Annotated in this window: 24 protein-coding genes and 1 pseudogene; 16 read left to right on the top strand and 9 right to left on the bottom strand. The window is 62.9% G+C overall.

Annotated elements, in window-relative coordinates; all coding sequences use genetic code 11:
• Window positions 1-10 precede the first annotated feature (10 nt).
• The 12 genes and pseudogenes from FJ986_RS14275 (at window position 11) to FJ986_RS14220 (ending at window position 8,128) form a co-directional block, all read left to right on the top strand.
• Window positions 11-484, top strand: coding sequence for a hypothetical protein (locus tag FJ986_RS14275; protein ID WP_140669926.1), 474 nt, complete (start codon window positions 11-13; stop codon window positions 482-484).
• A gap of 119 nt (window positions 485-603) precedes the next feature.
• A complete protein-coding gene (locus tag FJ986_RS14270; RefSeq protein ID WP_140498628.1) occupies window positions 604-963 on the top strand; it encodes a hypothetical protein in 360 nt (119 codons plus the stop codon).
• A gap of 119 nt (window positions 964-1,082) precedes the next feature.
• The gene (locus tag FJ986_RS14265; protein WP_140557186.1) at window positions 1,083-2,003 is read left to right on the top strand and encodes a DMT family transporter; all 921 of its coding nucleotides are present in this window, start codon (window positions 1,083-1,085) and stop codon (window positions 2,001-2,003) included.
• 42 nt (window positions 2,004-2,045) lie between these two features.
• Window positions 2,046-2,138, top strand: a pseudogene (locus FJ986_RS31165) (molybdenum cofactor guanylyltransferase MobA); the annotation flags it as partial.
• Between the two features lie 76 nt (window positions 2,139-2,214).
• Window positions 2,215-2,724 (top strand): molybdopterin-guanine dinucleotide biosynthesis protein B, encoded by a 510-nt coding sequence (gene mobB, locus FJ986_RS14255; RefSeq protein WP_140557185.1) that lies wholly within the window; start codon window positions 2,215-2,217, stop codon window positions 2,722-2,724.
• A 159-nt stretch (window positions 2,725-2,883) separates the two neighbouring features.
• On the top strand, window positions 2,884-3,669 hold the full coding sequence (locus tag FJ986_RS14250; RefSeq protein ID WP_140498631.1) for an ABC transporter substrate-binding protein: 786 nt from the start codon (window positions 2,884-2,886) through the stop codon (window positions 3,667-3,669).
• A 74-nt stretch (window positions 3,670-3,743) separates the two neighbouring features.
• On the top strand, window positions 3,744-4,460 hold the full coding sequence (locus tag FJ986_RS14245; RefSeq protein WP_140498632.1) for an ABC transporter permease: 717 nt from the start codon (window positions 3,744-3,746) through the stop codon (window positions 4,458-4,460).
• Complete coding sequence (locus FJ986_RS14240; RefSeq protein ID WP_140498633.1) at window positions 4,457-5,281, top strand: ABC transporter permease; 825 nt, start codon at window positions 4,457-4,459, stop codon at window positions 5,279-5,281. Before FJ986_RS14245 ends, FJ986_RS14240 begins: the two co-directional genes overlap by 4 nt.
• 110 nt (window positions 5,282-5,391) lie before the next feature.
• The gene (locus FJ986_RS14235) at window positions 5,392-6,261 is read left to right on the top strand and encodes an NAD(P)-dependent oxidoreductase (RefSeq protein WP_140648944.1); all 870 of its coding nucleotides are present in this window, start codon (window positions 5,392-5,394) and stop codon (window positions 6,259-6,261) included.
• 7 nt (window positions 6,262-6,268) lie between these two features.
• On the top strand, window positions 6,269-6,973 hold the full coding sequence (locus tag FJ986_RS14230; protein WP_140674664.1) for a DNA alkylation repair protein: 705 nt from the start codon (window positions 6,269-6,271) through the stop codon (window positions 6,971-6,973).
• Complete coding sequence (locus FJ986_RS14225; RefSeq protein ID WP_140669928.1) at window positions 6,933-7,511, top strand: GNAT family N-acetyltransferase; 579 nt, start codon at window positions 6,933-6,935, stop codon at window positions 7,509-7,511. The genes FJ986_RS14230 and FJ986_RS14225 overlap by 41 nt, the downstream gene beginning before the upstream one ends.
• 68 nt (window positions 7,512-7,579) lie before the next feature.
• The gene (locus FJ986_RS14220) at window positions 7,580-8,128 is read left to right on the top strand and encodes a DUF3299 domain-containing protein (RefSeq protein ID WP_318012477.1); all 549 of its coding nucleotides are present in this window, start codon (window positions 7,580-7,582) and stop codon (window positions 8,126-8,128) included.
• A gap of 46 nt (window positions 8,129-8,174) precedes the next feature.
• On the opposite strand, the gene FJ986_RS14215 is transcribed toward FJ986_RS14220, so the two are convergent.
• The 4 genes from FJ986_RS14215 to FJ986_RS14200 form a co-directional block, all read right to left on the bottom strand.
• On the bottom strand, window positions 8,175-8,666 hold the full coding sequence (locus FJ986_RS14215; RefSeq protein ID WP_006205209.1) for an Lrp/AsnC family transcriptional regulator: 492 nt from the start codon (window positions 8,664-8,666) through the stop codon (window positions 8,175-8,177).
• A gap of 108 nt (window positions 8,667-8,774) precedes the next feature.
• Window positions 8,775-9,455 carry a uracil-DNA glycosylase family protein gene (locus FJ986_RS14210; protein WP_140561231.1) on the bottom strand — a complete coding sequence of 227 codons (681 nt, stop codon included), beginning with the start codon at window positions 9,453-9,455 and terminating at the stop codon, window positions 8,775-8,777.
• Window positions 9,395-10,006: a glutathione S-transferase gene (locus tag FJ986_RS14205; protein ID WP_140669930.1), complete on the bottom strand. Its 612-nt coding sequence runs from the start codon at window positions 10,004-10,006 to the stop codon at window positions 9,395-9,397. The genes FJ986_RS14210 and FJ986_RS14205 overlap by 61 nt, the downstream gene beginning before the upstream one ends.
• A gap of 49 nt (window positions 10,007-10,055) precedes the next feature.
• Window positions 10,056-10,679 carry a thermonuclease family protein gene (locus tag FJ986_RS14200; protein ID WP_140525217.1) on the bottom strand — a complete coding sequence of 208 codons (624 nt, stop codon included), beginning with the start codon at window positions 10,677-10,679 and terminating at the stop codon, window positions 10,056-10,058.
• A gap of 74 nt (window positions 10,680-10,753) precedes the next feature.
• Between FJ986_RS14200 and FJ986_RS14195 the strand changes: the two genes are divergently transcribed.
• On the top strand, window positions 10,754-12,274 hold the full coding sequence (locus tag FJ986_RS14195; RefSeq protein WP_140648938.1) for a HAMP domain-containing sensor histidine kinase: 1,521 nt from the start codon (window positions 10,754-10,756) through the stop codon (window positions 12,272-12,274).
• 37 nt (window positions 12,275-12,311) lie between these two features.
• Here the strand turns inward: FJ986_RS14195 and FJ986_RS14190 are convergent, their stop codons facing one another.
• Window positions 12,312-13,310, bottom strand: a complete 999-nt coding sequence (locus FJ986_RS14190) for a nicotinate-nucleotide--dimethylbenzimidazole phosphoribosyltransferase (RefSeq protein ID WP_140515466.1) — start codon at window positions 13,308-13,310, stop codon at window positions 12,312-12,314.
• 161 nt (window positions 13,311-13,471) lie between these two features.
• On the opposite strand from FJ986_RS14190, the gene FJ986_RS14185 reads away from it, so the two are divergent.
• Window positions 13,472-13,705, top strand: coding sequence for a DUF1289 domain-containing protein (locus tag FJ986_RS14185; protein ID WP_140515375.1), 234 nt, complete (start codon window positions 13,472-13,474; stop codon window positions 13,703-13,705).
• Window positions 13,706-13,718: 13 nt separating this feature from the next.
• Window positions 13,719-14,423, top strand: a complete 705-nt coding sequence (locus FJ986_RS14180; protein ID WP_140674661.1) for a TIGR02281 family clan AA aspartic protease — start codon at window positions 13,719-13,721, stop codon at window positions 14,421-14,423.
• Window positions 14,424-14,440: 17 nt separating this feature from the next.
• On the opposite strand, the gene dusA is transcribed toward FJ986_RS14180, so the two are convergent.
• Both dusA and FJ986_RS14170 read right to left on the bottom strand, forming a co-directional pair.
• Window positions 14,441-15,439 (bottom strand): tRNA dihydrouridine(20/20a) synthase DusA, encoded by a 999-nt coding sequence (gene dusA / locus FJ986_RS14175; protein WP_140674658.1) that lies wholly within the window; start codon window positions 15,437-15,439, stop codon window positions 14,441-14,443.
• A gap of 455 nt (window positions 15,440-15,894) precedes the next feature.
• Complete coding sequence (locus FJ986_RS14170) at window positions 15,895-16,197, bottom strand: DUF982 domain-containing protein (protein WP_140498645.1); 303 nt, start codon at window positions 16,195-16,197, stop codon at window positions 15,895-15,897.
• A gap of 328 nt (window positions 16,198-16,525) precedes the next feature.
• Here FJ986_RS14170 and FJ986_RS14165 point away from each other — a divergent pair, with 328 nt between their 5' ends.
• Window positions 16,526-17,983: an NCS1 family nucleobase:cation symporter-1 gene (locus tag FJ986_RS14165; RefSeq protein ID WP_140674655.1), complete on the top strand. Its 1,458-nt coding sequence runs from the start codon at window positions 16,526-16,528 to the stop codon at window positions 17,981-17,983.
• 46 nt (window positions 17,984-18,029) lie between these two features.
• Here FJ986_RS14165 and FJ986_RS14160 read toward each other — a convergent pair whose 3' ends face one another.
• Entirely contained in the window at window positions 18,030-18,581 is a 552-nt protein-coding gene (locus FJ986_RS14160) for a DUF1697 domain-containing protein (protein ID WP_140674652.1), read from the bottom strand.
• A 35-nt stretch (window positions 18,582-18,616) separates the two neighbouring features.
• Entirely contained in the window at window positions 18,617-20,254 is a 1,638-nt protein-coding gene (locus tag FJ986_RS14155) for a CTP synthase (protein ID WP_140498648.1), read from the bottom strand.
• Window positions 20,255-20,375: the final 121 nt, after the last annotated feature.

The raw sequence follows: 20,375 nt of genomic DNA, 5'->3' as shown, positions 1-20,375 counted from the left end.
GAGGAATGGAATGAAGTGCGCGCGCTCGGTATTGGCATTCGTTGCGGCGATCGCGGCAATCCCCTCGGCCGCCGCTCCTTTCACCTACACCAACGAGCGATTCGGCACGGTCTGCACCTTTCCCGATGATGTTTTCACCGACCGCCAGCCCGAACCGGACAACGGTGACGGCCAGCAATGGCTCGCGCCCGACGGCGCCAGCCTGATCTGTTCCGGCATCCTGAATATCGACAACGACACGCCGAGACACTTCGTCGCGACCGAGAAAGCCAGCACGGAGGCGGGTTACAAGGTCACCTACAGCAGGACGGGAAAGGACTGGGCCGTGCTTTCGGGGCTGAAGGCCGGGAACATCTTTTATGAGCGCCGCCTGTTCGGCAAGGACGGCGTCATCCGCACCGTCTGGATCGAATATCCGCCGGCCGTGGAGCCGAAATACGACCCGCTGGTCGGCGCCATCGCCGCCAGCCTCGAGGGACCGTGACTATTGCGGCCATGCCGCAATAAATCTCCGCCGGCGGATGCCCGCCTGATTTACCCCAGCCGTTTTCGCGCCTAGCCTTCCATCCGGTAGCGGCTTTCGCTCCGTTGGGGGAAAACATTATGCGCAAATTCATCTTTTCTGTTGCCTTGCTCGGCCTCGCCGCCATGCCGGCGGCGGCGCAATCCATCGGCGGCACTTACGATGTCGCCGGCACCAATTTCGATGGTTCGGCCTATGGCGGCGAAGCAACCATCACGCTGACAAGCGGCACGACCTGCACGATCCATTGGGAAACCGGCGGCTCGTCCTCGGACGGCATCTGCATGCGCAACGACAACGCCTTCTCGGCCGGCTATGTCCTGGGCAAGGAGATCGGCCTTGTCGTCTACAAGATGGATGACGACGGCTCGCTGCACGGCCTGTGGACGATCGCCGGCAAAGACGGCAGCGGCACCGAGGTGCTAACGCCGAAGAAGTAAGGCCGGTCATCCGCGGTTGAAATTCTGGGCCGCGATCAAGGCCGTGGCCCAGCCCTTTGTCGTTGCTGTTTCGGTCCCGGCTGCTACAGGCTTTTTTCAAAGCAGAACCGGTAGAGATCTTGCCCCTTTCTCCCAATCTTCGCGGTGCGTTGTTCATGGTGGTGGCGATGGCCGGCTTCACCCTCAATGACGCGATCACCAAATATTCGTCGCAGTCGATGAACATGGCGCAGGTCATGCTGATCAGAGGCGCATTTGCCTCGCTCTTCGTCGGCCTGCTTGCCTGGCAGCGCGGCGCGCTGGTCCGGCCGCGCTCGATGCTGCAGCCACTGGTGGCGCTGCGCGTCCTTGCCGAGGCCGGCGCGACGGTGACCTTCCTGGTCGCGCTTGCCCATTTGCCGATCGCCAGCGTCTCGGCCGTCCTGCAGGCACTGCCGCTGGCCGTGACAATGGGCGCGGCCCTTGTCTTCGGCGAGGCGGTCGGCTGGCGCCGCTGGCTGGCGATCGCCGTTGGATTTGCCGGCGTGCTGGTCGTGGTGCGCCCGGGCTTCGAGGGGTTCAGCATGTTTTCGCTCGTGGCGCTGGCCAGCGTCGCCTGCTGCGCAGTGCGCGACCTCGCCACCAAGCGGATTCCGCAGGCTATCCCCACGCTGCTGGTCTCCACCGCAACGGCATTGGCCATGACGGTGGTCGGCGCGCTGCTGCTGTCGCCGATGGGCGGCTGGACACCGATGACGGGAAAAGCCACTGCGCTGCTGGCGCTCGCAGCAGTGCTGGTGCTCATCGGCTACCAATTCATCATCATGGCGATGCGCTCGGGCGAGATTTCCTTCATAGCACCGTTCCGCTATACGGCGCTGCTCTGGTCCATTGTGCTCGGCCTGCTGGTCTTCGGCGATGTCCCCGACATGACAATGATCATCGGCGCCAGCACAATCGTCGGCTCCGGCCTTTACGCGCTTTATCGTGAGCGCGTCGTCGGCCGGCGCAGGATCGTCGCGGAAAGCACTGGTCCTGCCATGGCCCCGGACGGCATATAAGAGGCTCGCGGGGAATTTTCGCGAAGGCGCACGGGCTCGATGATGGTGAGAGATATTGCGGGATTGATGCTGGCCGGCGTTCAATCCAGATGCAGGGGCGGCGGCGACAAGACCTTGCTGCGGCTCGAAAGCGGCTGGCCACGGCGGCCGATCAACATCAACATGCCCGACGATCTTGCCAAGGCGGCGCGGTTGCTGCAGAGCATCTGAGATGAACAAGCGCCTCTTCGGCATCACCGGCTGGAAGAACTCCGGCAAGACGACCCTGACTGAGAAACTGGTCGCGGAACTCGTTGGGCGCGGCTGGAGGGTTTCGACCGTAAAGCACGCCCATCATGATTTCGACATCGACAAGCCGGGCGCGGACAGCTTTCGCCACCGGCAGGCAGGAGCCATGGAAGTCGCCATCGTCTCCGCCAATCGCTGGGCGCTGATGCACGAATTGCGCGGCGAGGATGAGCCGGCGCTGGAAGCCATCCTGTCGCGGCTTGCGCCGTCCGACATCGTGCTGGTCGAAGGCTACAAGCGCGAAGCCCACCGCAAGATCGAAACCCGGCGCCTGGAGGCGAAGGACCGGACGCCGCTTTCGGCGGGTGACCCCGGGATCGTTGCCATTGCGGCCGACTTCGTCATCGAGGACAAAAGCCTGCCGGTGTTCGATCTCGACGACGTGAAATCGATAGCCGACTTCGTCGAGCGCGCGACCGGCCTCGTTGCTTGAGAAGTAACGTAACGGCAGAAGGACATTGCCGATTTTCGTGGTTTTGCAGTTGCTTTTTTCTTGGAAAGAGTGGGAGTATCGGGCCAGCGGGCGGTCAAAAGCACCGCCCCCACAGAGCCGTTTCGGAACGACGGCCGGGACCATAAAGAGAGGATCATTATGCGTATTGCACTGCGTATCGCGCTCGCCGCTTCGGCCGCGCTGCTGACGCTCGGCGTAGCCCAGGCCCAGGAAAAGACCCTGAGGATCGGCACCGAGGGCGCCTACCCGCCCTTCAACAACCTGACTTCCGATGGCAAGCTCGTCGGTTTCGACATCGACATCGCCCAGGCGCTCTGCGACGAGATGAAGGTCAAATGCACCTTTGTCGCCCAGGATTGGGACGGCATCATCCCGGCGCTGCAGGCGGGCAAGTTCGACGCCATCGTGGCCTCGATGTCGATCACACCGGAGCGTGCCGAGAAGGTCGACTTCACTCACAAATACTACAACACGCCCTCGGCGCTCGCCGTCCCGAAGGATTCGACGCTGAAGGGCGTGACCAAGGAGGACCTCGCCGGCAAGAGTATCGGCGTGGCCACCACGACGACGCATTTCAACTATGCCTCGAAGACCTACACCGACAGCACGATCAAGGGTTATCCGAGCAGCCCCGAGGAACAGGCGGATCTGGCCAACGGCCGCCTCGACGCCATCGAGGATGATATCGTGGTGCTGCAGCAGTGGCTGGATTCGCCTGACGGTGCCTGCTGCAAGATCCTCGGCCAGCCCTCGCCGCAGCCGGTCGAGATTTTCGGACCTGGCGCCGGCATTGCCGTGCGCAAGGGCGAGACCGATCTGGTCAACAAGCTGAATTCCGCCATCGACGCCATCAGGGCCAACGGAAAATACAAGGAAATCAACGACAAGTACTTCAAGTTCGACGTCTACGGCGCCGAGTCCTGATAATCACCTCCAAGGGCGGCAGGGTCTCCCTGCCGCCTTACCCGATCTGGGAGCTCTGGAGATAACACCACTCGATGCCAGCCCAAAGCATATGGACACTTCTCAGTTGGGGACCCAATGGCTGGCTTGACGATATCGCCTATGGCGCGGTGGTCACCATCGCGCTGGCGCTCGCCACGCTTCCGATCGGCCTGACGATCGGCTTTTTCATTGCCTGGGCAAAGCAATCCGAAGAGCCTTCGCTGCGGCTGGCCGCGAACATTTACACCACCATGTTTCGGGGCCTTCCGGAGCTGGTGACGCTCTTCCTGTTCTTCTTCGGCATGCCCATCCTGCTGCAATACATCATCCGCTTCTTCAGGCCCGAGGCGACGATCGATGTCGACAGCTTCATCGCCGGCATGATCGTGCTCTCGCTGATCTTCTCTTCCTATGCCAGCGAGGTATTCCTTTCGGCCTTTCGCGCCATTCCGAAGGGCCAGTATGAGGGCGGCTATGCGATCGGTCTGTCGAAGTGGCTGACCATGCGCAAGGTGATCCTGCCTCAATTGCTGCGCATCGCCTTCCCCGGTCTCGAGAATTGCTGGCTCAGCCTGCTCAAGGACACAGCCCTGGTCTCGGTCGTCAACCTCGCCGAGACCTTGCGCAATGCGGGCGTCGCGGCGCGCGTCACCAAACATTCGTTCCTGTTCTACAGCGTCGCGGCGCTGGTCTTTCTCATCCTGGCAATCCTGTCTTCGATCGCCACCGGCTTCATCTTGCGGTCGCTCGGGCAGAAGGAAGCGCGATGAGCGTCACCGACACCATTGCCGTCGATCGGCCGCCGCCGCCGGCGCGCGGCTGGCCGCGTGCCCGTATCGTGGGATACGCACTCGTCGGCCTCTGGATCCTCTTCGGCTTCGGCATACTGGCCTATCTGGTCTCCGCGTGGAACGGCGAGTTCTTCGCACGATATGCGCCGGCCTATCTGCAGGGACTTGGAACCACCCTGTCGCTGGTGGCTGTGTCGATGGTGGCCGGCGCCATCCTGTCGCTGCCCGTCACCTATGGCCGCATGTCGAACAACCGGTTGCTGTCGTGGCCCGCCTATTGCTACGTCTATTTCTTCCGCGGCACGCCGCTGCTGGTCCAGGTCTATCTGGTCTATTACGGGGTCGGTTCTTTCCGCGTGCAGCTCGAATCGGTTGGGCTATGGTGGTTCTTCCGCGACGCCTTCAACTGCGGCGTGTTCGCCTTTGCGCTCAACACGGCCGCCTATCAGGCCGAAATCTTGCGCGGCGCCATAGAGAGCGTTCCAAGGGGCCAGTGGGAAGGCGCCGCTTCGCTCGGCCTGCACAAGTTGCAGACGCTGCGCAAGGTCATACTGCCCCAGGCGATCATCGTGGCCTTGCGACCCTACGGCAATGAACTCGTTCTGATGATCAAGGCCTCCGCGATCGTCGCCATCATCACCGTCTACGACCTGATGGGCAATGCGAAACTCGCCTACGCCAAGTCCTTCGACTTCCAGGCCTATGTCTGGGTGGCAATCGTCTATCTGGTGATGGTCGAGATCCTGCGCCACGGGGTCGAATGGATCGAGCGCCGGATTACCATTCACCTGAAACGGTAAGCCTACCTGATCTGTGCCAGTCGATGGCGCGGCGCGCGCCTTGACGAATCCGCCGCATGGCCTAGACCTTCCGCAACTGCAATCTTTGCTCCCGTCGGAAGGAACAAGCCATGGCATCGGTGGCATTTCTCGGTCTTGGCGTCATGGGCTACCCCATGGCCGCGCATCTGAAGAACAAGGGCGGCCATGACGTCACCGTCTACAACCGCACCGGGGCAAAGGCGGAGCAATGGGTCGCCCAGCACGGCGGCGCTCTCGCCCTGACGCCGGCGCAGGCTGCCGAAGGCAAGGACTTTGTTTTCTCGTGCGTGGGCAATGACGACGATCTGCGTTCGGTGACGACGGCAAAGGACGGTGCCTTTCAGGCCATGAAAAAGGGCGCCGTCTACATCGACAACACCACGGCATCGGCCGAGGTCGCGCGCGAGTTGGCCGAGGCCGCACAGGAGCGCGGCTTCTCGTTCCTCGATGCGCCGGTCTCCGGCGGCCAGGCCGGCGCCGAAAACGGTATTCTGACCGTCATGGTCGGCGGCGATCAGGCAGCCTTCGACAAAGCCAGGCCCGTCATCGACGCCTATGCCCGGATGATCGGGCTTATGGGACCGGCAGGCGCCGGCCAGCTCACCAAGATGATCAACCAAATCTGCATCGCCGGGCTGGTGCAGGGACTGTCCGAAGGCATCCATTTCGGCAGGAAGGCCGGGCTCGACATCGAGAAGGTCATCGATGTGATCTCCAAGGGCGCAGCGGGCTCGTGGCAGATGGAGAACCGGCACAAGACGATGAATGCAGGCAAATACGACTTCGGCTTCGCGGTCGACTGGATGCGCAAGGATCTCGGCATCTGCCTTGATGAAGCCGACCGCAACGGGGCCAGACTGCCCGTGACGGCGCTCGTCGACCAGTTCTATAAGGACGTCCAGGCGATGGGCGGCAGGCGCTGGGACACATCCTCACTGCTGGCGAGGCTGGAAAAGTAGAACGCAAATGTCCCTGCCCTGCCCGAGCTGGAGCGCGGACGACATCGTCGCTCACCTGCGCTCGATAGGCACGCAGGAAAACCGCGCCGGCATGGCCCGGTTCGGCATCAACACCGCGACGGCGCTTGGTGTAGGCAATTCGGATTTGCGGCCGCTGGCGCGCAAGCTGAAGCGCAATCACGAGCGGGCGCTTGCCCTGTGGGACAGCGGTGTTCGCGAGGCGCGGCTGGTGGCGGCGTTCACCGGGGAGCCGAAAAGGATCACGGCCGAGCAGTGCCGCCGCTGGGCCGGCGATTTCGATTCCTGGGAGATCGTAGACAGCGTTTCGGATCTCTTTGCTGAAACGCCGTTCCGGCGTGAGTTGATCGAGGAGTTTGCTGCCAACGAACGCGAGTTCGTGCGCCGCGCCGGCTTTGCCATGGTGGCGTGGAGCGCAGTGCATCTGAAGCAGGAGCCGGACGCGACGTTTCTCGCCTATCTGCCGTTGATCGGGGCGCATGCCGGCGATCCGCGCAATTTCGTCAGGAAGGCGGTCAGCTGGGCGCTGCGGCAGATTGGCAAACGCTCGGCGGCGCTGCATGCCCCTGCCCTTGCGCTAGCGCAAAAGTTGGCCGGATCATCCGACAAGACGGCGCGCTGGATCGGCCGGGACGCCGTGAAGGAGTTAACGGATGCCAAAAGGCTGGAACGGCTCACCTCCAGAAAAAGCTGATCTTGCCGATATCCGGTTCACGGAGGTGACGCCGGCAACACGCGGCGACTTCGAGATATTGTTCGAGCAGCCAGGTGCGCCAAAATATTGCTGGTGCATGGCGTGGCGGCAGTCCGTCCGCGAGCACATCCCGAATGATGAGAAAAAGCGCCAGATGATGGCACTTATCGATGCCGGCAGGCCGGTCGGCATCCTCGCCCAGATCGACGGCAAGACCGTTGCCTGGTGTTCGGTCGCGCCGCGCGAAACCTACCGAAGGCTTTCAAAGCGGCAGGACGACAGCGAGACGGGGGTATGGTCGATCGTCTGCTTTTATGTGCCAAGGGCTTTGCGCGGCCGCGGTTTTGCTTCCGCATTGCTCGATGCGGCCATTGACCACGCGTTCGCCAAGGGGGCGCATATCATTGAGGCCTATCCGGTGGGCGAGGCATCGCCGAGCTACCGTTTCATGGGGTTTCGCGACATGTTTGCGGCGCGCGGCTTTCACGACGCCGGCATGACCGGTTCTCGCCGGCATGTAATGCGGATCGAGCGTTGACGTCGCCGGTGGCGGTGTCTTTACTCGAACGCAAAGGAAAACGTCCGATGACCAAACGTCTCATAGCCATGGCAGCGTTCGCAGGCGCAATGTCGGCATTTACAGCCGCCCTCGCTTCGGCCGAGACCACACACATATTCTGGAAGGATCTGCGCCCGGCGACCCAGGCGGTTGCCGAAGAAGCCGGCCTGCCGATGATCGCGGCAAAATTGCCCGATCACGGCGAGACGTTATCCCTCGGCCTGCAGGACAAGACCATACAAATAGCCGGCTATGCGTTGCCGGTCGATCGCGAAGGCGATCTTGTCTATCAATTCCTACTGGTGCCGTGGACCGGGGCGTGCAGTCACATGCCGACGCCGCCGCCCAACCAGATCGTCCTGGTCACCCCGGCTCATCCCTACAGGATGTCGCAGGCCTACCAGCCGGTTTCCGTAACCGGCGCGCTGAAACCGGGCATGGAGAAGAGCCAGCTTTTCATCCTGGACGGCGTCTCGGTCATCCAGTCGGGCTATACCGTGCGCAAGGCAGGCGTGACCGGCGTCGACACCGTGCCGGACACAATAACCCTACCGGTCAACTCGCCTTGGACTTTCCTCAACAAAAAGAAGAACTAAGCAAGGCGAGCTTGCGTGACCTTGCATGCATCAAGGCCACGCGCGCTCAGGCCGCGTTCGCGCCCGATTCCTTGTCCAGCACCATGTAATCGAGCGGGATTTCGGTCGTGTACTTGATCTGCTCCATGGCGAAGGAGGACGAGACGTCGCGAATCTCGATCTTGGCGATCAGCCGCTTATAGAAGGCATCATAGGCTGCAATGTCGGGCACCACGACACGCAGGAGGTAGTCGACATCGCCGCTCATGCGGTAGAACTCGACCACCTCGGGGAATTCCTGGATGACTTCGGAAAAACGCCGCAGCCATTCATGGCTGTGCGAATTGGTGCGGATCGAGACGAAGACGGTGACCCGCACATTGACCTTTTCATGATCGAGAATGGCGACACGCCGCTTGATGACGCCCTCTTCCTCGAGCTTCTGGATGCGCCGCCAGCAAGGGGTCGTCGACAGTCCCACTTTCTTGGCGACATCTGCGACCGCGAGCGTCGCGTCCTCCTGCAGGAGGCGGAGAATTTTTCGGTCAAGGCGGTCCATTGAAAGCTCCTGAAGGAATGGATTGGCCATAATCGGCGTTATTATAGCCTTTCACAAGAAAAAAATTCTGCTGATTGGCGGAAAAGCCGGTGGTTTCTTGCTGAATGTCTAACCGAGGCGATAGCGGATTTCCGACCTGAGGAAAGGCAGCAAATCCATTTCAAACCAGGGATTCCGTTTCAGCCAGCCGGTGTTGCGCCAGGACGGATGCGGCAGCGGCAGCACCTTCTGGCCAGCGGATTTCTCCCAGATGGAGCGCCAGTCCCTCACCGTTTCCGTCAGGGACGGGCGCCGCGCGGCACCCATGTGCCAGGACTGCGCGTAGATGCCGATCGTCAGCACCAGGTCGATCTGCGGCATGAGCCCCATCAACGGCGCGCGCCAGGCCGGCGCGCATTCCCGCCTTGGCGGCAAGTCGCTGCCCTTGGCGTCCTGGCCGGGGAAACAGAAGCCCATCGGCACGATAGCGAACTTCTCGGTGTCGTAGAACTCCTCGCTGGTGACGCCGAGCCAGTCTCGCAGCCGGTCGCCCGAAGCATCGGTGAACGGCATGCCCGACAGATGCACCTTGGTTCCCGGCGCCTGGCTGGCAATCAGGATGCGGGCATTCGACGAGGGTCGCAGCACCGGGCGCGGTTCGTGCGGCAGTGGCCGGCCGATCGGATTGTCGACGCAGATGCGGCAGGAGCGAACCGTCGCGGCGAAGCTTTCGAGTTCCGCAGTCATCCTCAGGCCGCGGCACTCGGCCGGCTCGAAACCATCCGATACCAGCGCAACACATTGCTGCACTCGTCCGGCGCCTTGATGCGCGCCGGTTTCATAAAATCGATGGCGATCATCCCGGTGATATCGGCGATCGAATAGGCGTCGCCGGCGGCGAATTCGCGAGTTCCCAGCTCGCCGTCGAGAAGTCGCAGGAATTCGATTGCCTTCGGCTTGTTGGCCTCGCCCCACTCGGGAATCTGCGGGATCTCCCATTCCTTCATGGCCGGATGGGTGTGGCGGAAAGCTTGCGCGACGCAGGTCAGCAGGTTGAATTCCATCCGCCTTTGCCACATCTCGACCTGCGCCTTGCCGAGCGCCCCGCGACCGAACAGTGCGGGCTCGGGATTGAGTTCCTCGAAATAGCGGCAGATGGCGACGGACTCGGTGATGACGGTGCCGTCGTCAAGCTCCAGCACCGGCAGTCGCCGCAGTGGATTGCGCGAGCTGACCGCCTGTTGCCTGTGTTCCAGCGCGCCCATGTCGACGGACACCAGCGGAACCGCGATTCCCTTCTCGGCCAGAAAAACGCGAACCCGTCTTGGGTTGGGCGCCCGGCCGCCGTCGAAAAGCTTCATTCGATCCTCCAGTTCTTGCCGGTGATGGCACGGTTCAGCTTCCGCCGGCTTACCAGAAGCGGAAGATCTCTCGCACGGCATCGTCGATGGAGGCGAGCGTGCCATGTTTTCTCTCGACGGACTCGCGATGGTGGCTGTCGCGCCAATCTTGCGGCTGGTCGAATGTACCTGCCCAGATGCCGGCCCTTGCCGCGCGCGCGATCGCTTCCTCGCTCTCGTAATCGCCGAAAGCGACCGCCCAGCCTGCCTCGACCTGTGCGCGGTTGAGATCGGTGTCCCCGGCCTTGCAATCGCCGAGCAGCCGGCCGTACCGGTCGCGCTGCCAGCCGCTGCAGATGACGGGCCTGCCGGCGATCAGGCGCACCAGAGATTGGCGCGCAAGCGTGCCACAGGAATAATCGGCGCCGTTCTTGCGGCAGGTCTGGGTGTATTCCGGCGCGTCGATGCCGCGCATGCGGATGCGTTCGGCCCCGAGCGTGATCGAGTCGCCATCATTGATGATGGCGACGCCCTGTGTCTTTCGCGTCTCCACGCGATCGAGGCGCGCCGCAAGCACGATCAGCAGCCCCAGAACGATGACCGTCAGCCCATAGTCCAGCAATTTGCGCCATGGGCTTCGCGGGCGCGGCGCAGCATACCGCCGGCGCGGTCCTTGCGACCAGGAACGGCTCATATGGCAAACGGTTGGTTAATCATTCGAACGTAGCTTAACACCTTGAAATGCCGCCCGCATAAATTGAAGTCTTCATGCCTTTGCAACGCTCGAACACAGCGGACAAATTCATTGTGGACCGCAGGAAACGCCATCGCAACAGCGATGTCGCGCGCGCGGTGCGCAAGACGCGCGACCGTCTTTCGCAACAGGCCGGCAATCCGGATTTCGATCGCGAACTGTTGAAACTCCATGCGCGCGCGATGACCAGCGGGGCCATTGCCATTCCGCTGCTTGTCTTGGCGATCGCCGCGCTTGGCCGGCTGGCCGGCATCGGCAATGAGATCATTCTCTGGGCGCTGTTCACCCTGACCTGCTACACGATGTTGGCTTTCATGGCGCGCCGCGTCGAACGCGTGGAAGCGTCCGATCTTAACCCGTTGCAAACCCAGAGAGAATTCCTGTTCGCACATTTCCTGTGCGGCCTCGGCTGGGGCTGGTTCGTCTGGCTCGGCTGCGGTGCCTGCGCGGTCGACCAGTTTCAGGTGGTCAAGGCCGTGGTGCTGCTGCTTGCCATGGCCGGAACCGCTATCATGGCCTCATCCCTGCGCGGGGCGTTGCTGGCGACTTTCGCTGTTCCGGTGACGCTTTACGCCTACGCCGAAATAAGGCTGTGGATGCCGGTCGGGGCGATCATGGCCGTACTGCTCGTTCTTTCGCTGCCTTTCTTTGCCTATATCGCGCGGAACCTCAACCGCTCCTCCCTGATGCTTTTGTCGTTCCGCTCCGAAAAGGACGCACTGATCGCCGAAGTCGAGACCGCGAAATCGATGTCGGACGAGGCGCGGCGGCGCGCGGAAGATGCCAATCTGGCGAAATCGCGCTTTCTTGCCTCGATGAGCCATGAATTGCGCACGCCGCTCAACGCAATTCTCGGTTTTTCCGAAGTGATGTCGAACGAAGTGCTGGGGCCGATGAGCAATCCCACGTATCGCGACTATGCCCATGACGTGCACGAATCCGGCCAGCATCTTCTCGACCTCATCAACGAGATCCTCGACCTGTCGCGCATCGAGGCCGGCCGGTACCAGCTCAATGAAGAGCCGGTGATGCTGCTCGGCATTGTCGAGGATTGCTGCCACATGATGGAGTTGAAGGCGCGCAACAAGGATATCCGCGTCATTCAGGATTTCGAACATGCCTTGCCGCGCCTGTTCGCCGACGAGCGCGCGGTGCGCCAGATCACCCTCAACCTCTTGTCCAACGCGATCAAGTTCACCGCCACCGGCGGCGAAATCCGCGTGCGCGTCGGCTGGACGGCCGGCGGCGGACAATACATCTCGGTCAGGGACAACGGCCCCGGCATACCGGAAGACGAGATCCCGGTAGTGCTTTCGGCCTTCGGCCAGGGTTCGATCGCCATCAAGAGCGCCGAACAGGGCACCGGACTTGGTCTGCCGATCGTGCAGGGCCTGCTCGCCATGCATGGCGGCGAATTCCAACTTCATTCCAAGCTGCGCGAAGGCACAGAGGCGATTGCCATCTTCCCGCTGAGCCGGGTGATGGAGGAACTGCCGGCCCTGCCGACCGCGGCGGTCGCGGCGCGTCGGCGTTGACGCGCCTCATGCGTGGAATGAGCGACGAATGCTCGGCCTAGCCGCGAACGGCCGCGGCCATGCCCGAACTGGTCAGTGCCGCTGCCTTGATTAGGCCGGCGGCAAGTGCCGCGCCTACTCCCTCGCCGTGGCCGACGCCGAGGTCAAGCAAGGGGCGAAGGCCAAGGCGCTCGGCGGCCTGCGCATGCGCGGGCTCCGGCGACAGGCCGGCGAGAAGGCAATGATCCAGCGCGGCAGGATTGGCGGCATGCAGGACCGCTGCGGCTGCCGTTGCCGCAACTCCGTCGAGCAGCACGGGGATTCTCTGCATCCGTGCCGCAAGGATGGCGCCGGCTATCGCCGCGAACTCACGGCCACCGAGCCGGCGCAGCACCTCCAACGGTTCATCGAGATGGCCGGCGTGGAAAGCCAGCGCCGCATCGACCACCTCCGCCTTGCGCGCCTGCATCGCCGCATCGGCGCCGGAGCCCGGGCCGACCCAATCGGTGCCCTTGCCGCCCAACACGGCCGCGAACAGGGCCGCGGCGACGGTGGAATTGCCGACGCCCAGATCGCCGAGGCAAAGCAGGTCGGCGCCGCCGGCGATCGCCTCCATGCCGAAGGCCATGGTCGCGGCGCAACCCCGCTCGTCGAGTGCGGCATCCTGCGTGATGTCGGCTGTCGGAATATGCAAGGCGAGATCGAAAACCTTCAGCCCGAGGTCGTTGGCGACGCAGACCTGGTTGATCGCTGCACCGCCGGCCGCACACAGTTCGACGGCGTTGGCGGTCGCCGCCACGACTCTCGGCGAGACGCCGTGCCTGACAACACCATGGTTGCCGGCAAAGACCGCGACCAGAGGCCGCGTCACTGCCGGCGGCGCACGGCCACTCCATGCTGCCAGCCAGGCAGCGATATCCTCGATGCGACCAAGCGAGTTCCTTGGCTTGTCCGCCTTGGCGAACAGCGTTCGCACACGGGCCTCCGCTGTCGTGTCGGCCGCCGGCAGATTGGCCAGCAGGTTACGGAAATCGTCGAAAGGCTGTGCTCTGGTCATGTCGTGGAATTCGTCCTTGCAGATGGGCAGCGGCATAGCCGCCCTCGTGCGCCGGCACAACCTCCCGCTCTTGATGTAAAAGCGGCCGCGGGCGACGCATTCCCGAGGGCTTGCAAAGGCCATGCCGTTGCACCATGTGGAAGTCAGCCAAGGAAACATTCATGACGGCCATCGAATCCCCATGCATTCTGGTCTGTTCGATCGATATGAAGACCGGTTTCTGTTTCGGGTGCGGCCGCACCCGGGACGAGATCGGCGCTTGGATCGACATGACGGCGCAGGCGCGCCGTGACGTCATGGCCCAACTGCCTGCAAGGCTGGAGACGGTCGAGCGCCGGCCGCGCCGCGAAACCCGCCGCACCCGTATGGCACGGGAACGCGACGCGCTCTCGTGAACGGATTGCCGACATGAACCGCCTGTTCTGGATCCTGATGCTCGTCATCGGCGTCGGCGCGGTGCTGCTGATGTTCAACGATTCCGCCGGCAATACGCTCGGCGTCGAGAACGATGATTTCGGCCGGTTGATCTGGCTGGGCGCCTTCGGTGCGCTCATCGGCGCCGGCCTGCTAAGGTCGGGCCGCCCGCTCGGGGCCATGGCGCGCAATCTCGGCGCATGGGCGGCGATCGCGCTCGCGCTGATCGCCGGCTACCAATATCGCTACGAATTGCAGGACTTCGCCAGCCGGGTAACAGCTGGGCTCGTTCCCGGCAGCCCGCTGGCGCTGGGCATTGAGGACGGCCATGCCACCGTGACGCTCGACAAGGCCGACAATGGCCATTTCGAGGCGCGCATCCTGATCAACGGCGCGCCAGTGCGCACGGTGGTCGACACAGGAGCGACCAGCACCGTGTTGACGTCGCAGGACGCCCAGGCAGCCGGGATCAATCCCGCCGCTCTCGATTTCACCATACCGGTCTCGACCGCCAACGGCACGGCGCGCGCCGCGGCTGTGAAAACCAACGAACTGGCCATCGGCGGCATCGTGCGAAAGAATATGCCGGTGATGGTCGCGGCACCCGGTATGCTTGGCCAGAGCCTGCTCGGCATGAACTTCATCAGTTCGCTGTCCGGCTTCGACGTGCGCGGCGACCGGATGACCCTCCGGGATTGACGTTCGGCAAAAGCGGTTCAGGCGGCCTTGTCGACCGCCCCGCTGAGGTCGACCGCAGCGAACGCCGTCTTCAGCACCTGCGGCCCAGCGCCGGGGCGCGTTGCATCCGTGGAGAGGATCTGGCGGTAGCGGCGGGCACCAGGCAATCCATGGAATAGCCCGACCATGTGGCGGGTGACATGACCGAGCCGCCCGCCCTGTTCGACATGGCGTGCGGCGTAGCCGGCCATGACGTCGATCAGCGCGACGAAATCGAAGGGAACGGTCCGCTCTCCATAAAACATGGAATCGACGCCGGTCAGAATGCCTGGAGTATGGTAGGCGGCGCGGCCGAGCATGGCGCCGTCGAGGTGCTGGAGATGCGTCCGCGCCTCTTCAAGCGATTGAATACCGCCATTGATGCCGATGAATTCGCTCGGTTTTCTCGCCTTCAACCGATAGACGCGGCCATAGTCGAGCGGCGGGATGTCGCGGTTTTCCTTGGGGCTCAGCCCCTCCAGCCATGCCTTGCGCGCATGCACCCAAAGGGCGTCGGCGCCGGCCGCGAAAACGCCGTCTGCAAGCGCATCCAGCGCCGGCTCGGGATCCTGCTCGTCGACGCCGATGCGGCATTTGACGGTTACGGGAATGGTCACGGCCGCCTTCATCGCCGCGACACAGTCGGCGACGAGGTCAGGCACCTTCATCAGGCAGGCGCCGAACGTACCGGACTGGACGCGGTCCGACGGGCAGCCGACATTGAGGTTGATTTCCTCATAGCCGAAAGCCTGGCCGATGCGCGCCGCCTCAGCCAGCTTCCCCGGATCGGAGCCGCCGAGCTGCAGCGCGACCGGATGTTCCGCATCGTCGAAACCGAGCAGGCGCTCGCGCGCGCCCTGGATGACCGCGTCGGCCACCACCATCTCGGTGTAGAGCAACGCACGGCGCGTCAGCTGGCGATGGAAGAACCGGCAATGGCGGTCCGTCCAGTCCATCATCGGGGCGATTGCCACCTTATGCTCGTGGTATCTCGACATTTTTTGCGTCAATTGGTTGGTTGATGCGGGCGGTATGGCCACCAATCCTCATATCGGCGACATATGCGAAGTAGGCAAGCCCCTCGCTCGAGCAGTAAGTCTGAAGGCGGTCCTTCTGCGCCTGCCAAATCCTATGGCCTGAAGTGCTGTCTTCTCGTTTTTTCGAGTGCTGGGCGAAATCGCTCCAAGAAATCGGAAGCTTGCACCCCCTTGCTACACCGCAGGAGAGCGGCACGCCGTTTTGCGACCTGGTCGATAGTCTTTCAACTGCGGCGAACAAGACGGGGGACCGCCTTTCCAGGATTGGCTGCTTTCCGAAGTTGCCGACCACAAGCAGATGGTGGCCATCCTGGGCCGCGCCGCATTAGGCGTTCGCCGACGCCATGGCAAACGGACAAACAGTCGATCGGCGCCGGGGGTCGGCGCCGATTTTCGACTACAGCCGGTTCAGAACGTTACCGCCGCAGCGCGTACACGCGCCCAGCTGGCTCGCTGCCCACCGACAAGGCCATGTCGTCATCCAGAAGCCGCGTGATCCGGGCGAAGCCGGTGAACGCCTTCCTGGCTTCTTCAGCCGACATCTGCCCCGACAGGGCGGCCGCGCAGCAGTTCAGCGCGCATTGATAGACAGGGCCACGTCGCCCGGTCGGCCATTTACGCAAAAACATCATGGCCTCGGCAACACTGTCGATTTCCTCGATAGGGTGTCCCTGCCCGCGTGAGATCCGCACGGGCGAAAAAAAATGCAAATAATCCATCGTATCCTCCCGCTCGGTCGCGACGTGTTCGACCGAACCCCATCAAACGCGCCATCATCCACTTGGTTCCATAAAAAACGGACGCTTGGCAAAAAAAGGGCAGGTTTGCCGGCCGCGGCTCCGATGTCGTCGCGCCGGCGCTTGAAAGCGCCACGAACCCGACTCGCCGATCAGAGGGCAAGCATCATGCCGCGCGACAATGGCGATCCCCATTGAATATCTTTAAGGCCAAAGCCGGCAAATCAGCCGATTGCCCCTTCCCTCGCGTCAGGCGTAACCTTGACGGTCAACGCGTGAGGGCGCGTGCTGCAAGAAGGGGACAATTGCAATGACGATACAAGGCGCATCGCCGGATCTATATAACGAAGATCTCGCACCGGCCAAGATACGAAACTGGGGACCATTCTCGATCTTCAACGTCTGGACGTCGGACGTCCACAGCCTCTGGGGCTATTATCTCGCCGCCAGCCTTTTCCTGTTCTGCGGCGGTTTCGTCAACTTCATCATCGCCATCGGCATCGGCTCGCTCGTCATCTACGCGCTGATGAACATGGTCGGCTATGCCGGCGTGAAGACCGGCGTGCCTTACCCAGTGCTCGCCCGCGCCTCGTTCGGCATATGGGGCGCCAACATACCGGCGCTGGTGCGCGCCATCGTCGCCTGCTTCTGGTACGGCGCACAGACGGCGGCCGCTTCCGGCGCCATTGTCGCGCTGCTGATCCGCTCGCAATGGTTCGCCGATTTCAACGCCAACACCCATTTCCTCGGCCACTCCGGGCTGGAAGTGATCTGCTTCGTGGTCATCTGGGCGCTGCAGCTGCTGATTATCCAGAACGGCATGGAGACGGTGCGCCGCTTCCAGGATTGGGCCGGGCCAGCCGTGTGGGTGATGATGCTGATCCTGGCCGTCTATCTCTGTGTCAAAGCCGGGACCTTCGCCTTCACCAGTGACATTCCGATGGAGGTGCTGCTCGAAAAGACCAAGGATGCGGGCGTGCCAGGTACGCCGGGATCGTGGACGTCGCTGTTCGCCGTCGCCGCGATCTGGGTGACCTATTTTTCGGCCCTCTATCTCAACTTCTGCGATTTCGCCCGCTATGCACCGGACAAGGCATCGCTGCGCAAGGGCAATATCTGGGGCCTGCCGGTCAATCTCATCCTGTTCTCGCTGGTCGCTGGCGTCACCACCATTGCCGCTTACGACGTCTATCACGAGGTGCTGCTGCACCCCGACCAGATATCGGCGAAATTCGGCAGCTGGTTCCTGGCCGCGCTCGCCGCCTTGACCTTCGCGGTGGCGACGCTCGGCATCAATGTCGTGGCCAACTTCGTCTCGCCGGCCTTCGACTTCTCCAACGTCTTCCCGCGCCAGATCGACTTCAAGAAGGGCGGCTACATCGCGGCACTGATCGCGCTCGTGCTCTATCCCTTCGCGCCTTGGGAAGGCAGCGCTGCGTCCTTCGTCAACATCATCGGTGCGACGATGGGGCCGATCTTCGGCGTCATGATGGTCGACTACTACCTGATCCGGAAGGGCGAGGTCGACGTCGAAGCGCTTTATCGCGAGGACGGCGAGTTCCGCTTCCAGGGCGGCTGGCATGTCAATGCCTTCATCGCTGCCGGCATTGGCGCCGTCTTCTCCTCGATCCTGCCGAACTTCACCAACTGGCTGCCATCCTGGTGGGGCGTCTATGGCTGGTTCTTCGGCGTCGGGATTGCCGGCATCATCTACTACGTGCTGCGCACCGCCGCCGTGGGTGCCGGCGCCAAGACGGCGAAGGCCTGAAATGGGGCAGTAGGCAGGAAAGGTAGGGAAAGCAGACGGCTTCCCCCTACTGCCTACTGCCTACTCCTACCATCTCGGCCAACCGGCGCACCGTGTTCCAGTTGCGCGACGTGCCGACGCCCGGGCGTTTGTGATTGGCGGCCGCGAGCAGCCGTGAACTCGGTCGTTCCCGCGAAAAGACGACCCAGATGTCGCCGCCGCGTGACATCACCTTCTCATCGGCGGCGGCATGGGTCTCGAGCGCCGCCGCCGCATCGTCGGGCACGGGCTTGCGCATTATCCGGACGGCCACCTGGTCACCGGTCTCGGCGGATTCAGCCGGAAACGGATTGCCGGCCGCGAGCCTCAGCCAATCTTCGGCACCGCGCACGATGATATCGACATGGCGGCCGAAAGCTTTTTTGAAGGCGGCTTCCAGACGCTGCTCGAGACCGGCGACGTCCGTCGCCGGCGCCTCGAAGACAAGATTGCCCGTCGCCACGAGCGTACGGACATTCTTCAGCCCGAGGCCTTCCGCCATCGCCTTCAGGTCGGACATCACGACCCGGCGCCCTTCTCCCAGGACGATGCTGTAGAGAAGGGCGACGTAGGTCTGCATCGGATGCCGAACCCCGCCTGGCGCGCCTGGCGCGCCTATACCAGGCGCGATTGTTCGACCGCCGCCTCGATGAAGCTGGCGAACAGCGGATGCGGGTCGAGCGGCCGGCTCTTCAGCTCGGGGTGGTATTGCACGCCGATGAACCAGGGATGGTCGGGGTATTCGACCGTTTCGGGCAGCACGCCGTCGGGCGACATGCCGGCAAACACCAGGCCGCAATCCTCCAGCCGCTGCTTATAGTCGATATTGACCTCGTAGCGGTGGCGGTGACGCTCGGAAATCTGCGTGTCGCCATAAATGTCGGCGATCTTGGAACCCTTGGCGAGCTCGGCCTGATAGGCGCCGAGCCGCATCGTGCCGCCGAGATCGCCGGTTGCCCGGCGCTTCTCCAGCATGTTGCCCTTCAGCCACTCCGTCATCAGGCCGACGACCGGCTCCTTGGTCGGGCCGAACTCGGTCGAGGAGGCCTCGTCGACCCCGGCCAGGGACCGCGCCGCCTCGATACAGGCCATCTGCATGCCGAAGCAGATGCCGAAATACGGCACCTTGCGCTCACGCGCGAACTTCGCCGCCAGGATCTTGCCTTCCGAGCCGCGCTCGCCGAAACCGCCGGGCACCAGGATGCCATGCACCTTTTCCAGCCAGGGCGTCGGATCCTCCTTCTCGAAGATTTCCGATTCGATCCAGTCGAGCTTGACCTTGACGTGGTTGGCCAGACCGCCATGCGACAGCGCCTCGATCAGCGATTTGTAGGCGTCCTTGAGGCCGGTATATTTGCCGACGATGGCGATGGTCACCTCGCCTTCCGGATTGTGGATGCGGTTGGACACGGCCTGCCACGGCTCCATGCGCGGCTTCGGCGCGGGGTCGATGCCGAACGCGGCCAGCACTTCCGAATCGAGCCCTTCCTTGTGGTAAGCCATCGGCACGTCGTAGATGTGCGGCACGTCGAGCGCCTGGATGACCGCGCTTTCCCTGACATTGCAGAACAGCGACAGTTTTCTGCGCTCCTCCTTGGGAATGGCCCGGTCGGCGCGGACGAGCAGGATGTCGGGCGCGATGCCGATGCCGCGCAGCTCCTTGACCGAATGCTGGGTCGGCTTGGTCTTCAATTCGCCCGCGGTCGGGATATAGGGCATCAGCGTCAGATGCACATAGACGGCGTTGTTGCGCGGCAGGTCGTTGCCGAGCTGGCGGATTGCCTCCAGGAACGGCATCGCCTCGATGTCGCCCACGGTGCCGCCGATTTCGCACAGCACGAAATCATAGTCGTCATTGCCGTCGAGGACGAAATTCTTGATCTCGTCGGTGACGTGCGGGATGACCTGCACGGTGGCGCCGAGGTAGTCGCCGCGCCGCTCGCGCTCGATGATGTTCTTGTAGATGCGGCCGGTGGTGATGTTGTCCTGCTGGTTGGCGGAACGGCCGGTGAACCGCTCGTAATGGCCAAGATCGAGATCGGTCTCCGCGCCGTCATCTGTGACGAACACCTCGCCATGCTGATACGGCGACATCGTGCCTGGATCGACATTGAGGTAGGGATCGAGTTTTTTTATGCGTGCGCGATAGCCCCGCGCCTGCAAGAGAGCCCCGAGGGCCGCTGCGGCAATGCCTTTTCCAAGTGAGGAAACCACGCCGCCTGTGATGAATACATATCGCGCCATGGGAGTCATCGCTTAACGCGGCCGGATTGATTCCGCCAGAGAAAAAACCGCCGCTAAGGCTTTTTCCCAACAAGGCGCTCGAACCGTGATCCGAAAATGGGATCCGGTTTTCGGATAGGCCCATGTCGAA

It is taken from the genome of Mesorhizobium sp. B1-1-1 (assembly GCF_006442955.1).
Classification (GTDB): Bacteria; Pseudomonadota; Alphaproteobacteria; order Rhizobiales; family Rhizobiaceae; genus Mesorhizobium.
Note: the sequence above shows the minus strand (reverse complement) of the source record. Positions and strands in the feature narration are given on the sequence as shown.

Bases quoted from the DNA above. Each gene is read 5' to 3' on its own strand.
- FJ986_RS14275 (WP_140669926.1), top strand. From the start codon at position 11: ATGAAGTGCGCGCGCTCGGTATTGGCATTCGTTGCGGCGATCGCGGCA.
- FJ986_RS14270 (WP_140498628.1), top strand. From the start codon at position 604: ATGCGCAAATTCATCTTTTCTGTTGCCTTGCTCGGCCTCGCCGCCATG.
- mobB (WP_140557185.1), top strand. From the start codon at position 2,215: ATGAACAAGCGCCTCTTCGGCATCACCGGCTGGAAGAACTCCGGCAAG.
- FJ986_RS14250 (WP_140498631.1), top strand. From the start codon at position 2,884: ATGCGTATTGCACTGCGTATCGCGCTCGCCGCTTCGGCCGCGCTGCTG.
- FJ986_RS14245 (WP_140498632.1), top strand. From the start codon at position 3,744: ATGCCAGCCCAAAGCATATGGACACTTCTCAGTTGGGGACCCAATGGC.
- FJ986_RS14240 (WP_140498633.1), top strand. From the start codon at position 4,457: ATGAGCGTCACCGACACCATTGCCGTCGATCGGCCGCCGCCGCCGGCG.
- FJ986_RS14235 (WP_140648944.1), top strand. From the start codon at position 5,392: ATGGCATCGGTGGCATTTCTCGGTCTTGGCGTCATGGGCTACCCCATG.
- FJ986_RS14230 (WP_140674664.1), top strand. From the start codon at position 6,269: ATGTCCCTGCCCTGCCCGAGCTGGAGCGCGGACGACATCGTCGCTCAC.
- FJ986_RS14225 (WP_140669928.1), top strand. From the start codon at position 6,933: ATGCCAAAAGGCTGGAACGGCTCACCTCCAGAAAAAGCTGATCTTGCC.
- FJ986_RS14220 (WP_318012477.1), top strand. From the start codon at position 7,580: ATGGCAGCGTTCGCAGGCGCAATGTCGGCATTTACAGCCGCCCTCGCT.
- FJ986_RS14215 (WP_006205209.1), bottom strand. From the start codon at position 8,666: ATGGACCGCCTTGACCGAAAAATTCTCCGCCTCCTGCAGGAGGACGCG.
- FJ986_RS14205 (WP_140669930.1), bottom strand. From the start codon at position 10,006: ATGAAGCTTTTCGACGGCGGCCGGGCGCCCAACCCAAGACGGGTTCGC.
- FJ986_RS14200 (WP_140525217.1), bottom strand. From the start codon at position 10,679: ATGAGCCGTTCCTGGTCGCAAGGACCGCGCCGGCGGTATGCTGCGCCG.
- FJ986_RS14195 (WP_140648938.1), top strand. From the start codon at position 10,754: ATGCCTTTGCAACGCTCGAACACAGCGGACAAATTCATTGTGGACCGC.
- FJ986_RS14190 (WP_140515466.1), bottom strand. From the start codon at position 13,310: ATGACCAGAGCACAGCCTTTCGACGATTTCCGTAACCTGCTGGCCAAT.
- FJ986_RS14185 (WP_140515375.1), top strand. From the start codon at position 13,472: ATGACGGCCATCGAATCCCCATGCATTCTGGTCTGTTCGATCGATATG.
- FJ986_RS14180 (WP_140674661.1), top strand. From the start codon at position 13,719: ATGAACCGCCTGTTCTGGATCCTGATGCTCGTCATCGGCGTCGGCGCG.
- dusA (WP_140674658.1), bottom strand. From the start codon at position 15,439: ATGTCGAGATACCACGAGCATAAGGTGGCAATCGCCCCGATGATGGAC.
- FJ986_RS14170 (WP_140498645.1), bottom strand. From the start codon at position 16,197: ATGGATTATTTGCATTTTTTTTCGCCCGTGCGGATCTCACGCGGGCAG.
- FJ986_RS14165 (WP_140674655.1), top strand. From the start codon at position 16,526: ATGACGATACAAGGCGCATCGCCGGATCTATATAACGAAGATCTCGCA.
- FJ986_RS14160 (WP_140674652.1), bottom strand. From the start codon at position 18,581: ATGCAGACCTACGTCGCCCTTCTCTACAGCATCGTCCTGGGAGAAGGG.
- FJ986_RS14155 (WP_140498648.1), bottom strand. From the start codon at position 20,254: ATGACTCCCATGGCGCGATATGTATTCATCACAGGCGGCGTGGTTTCC.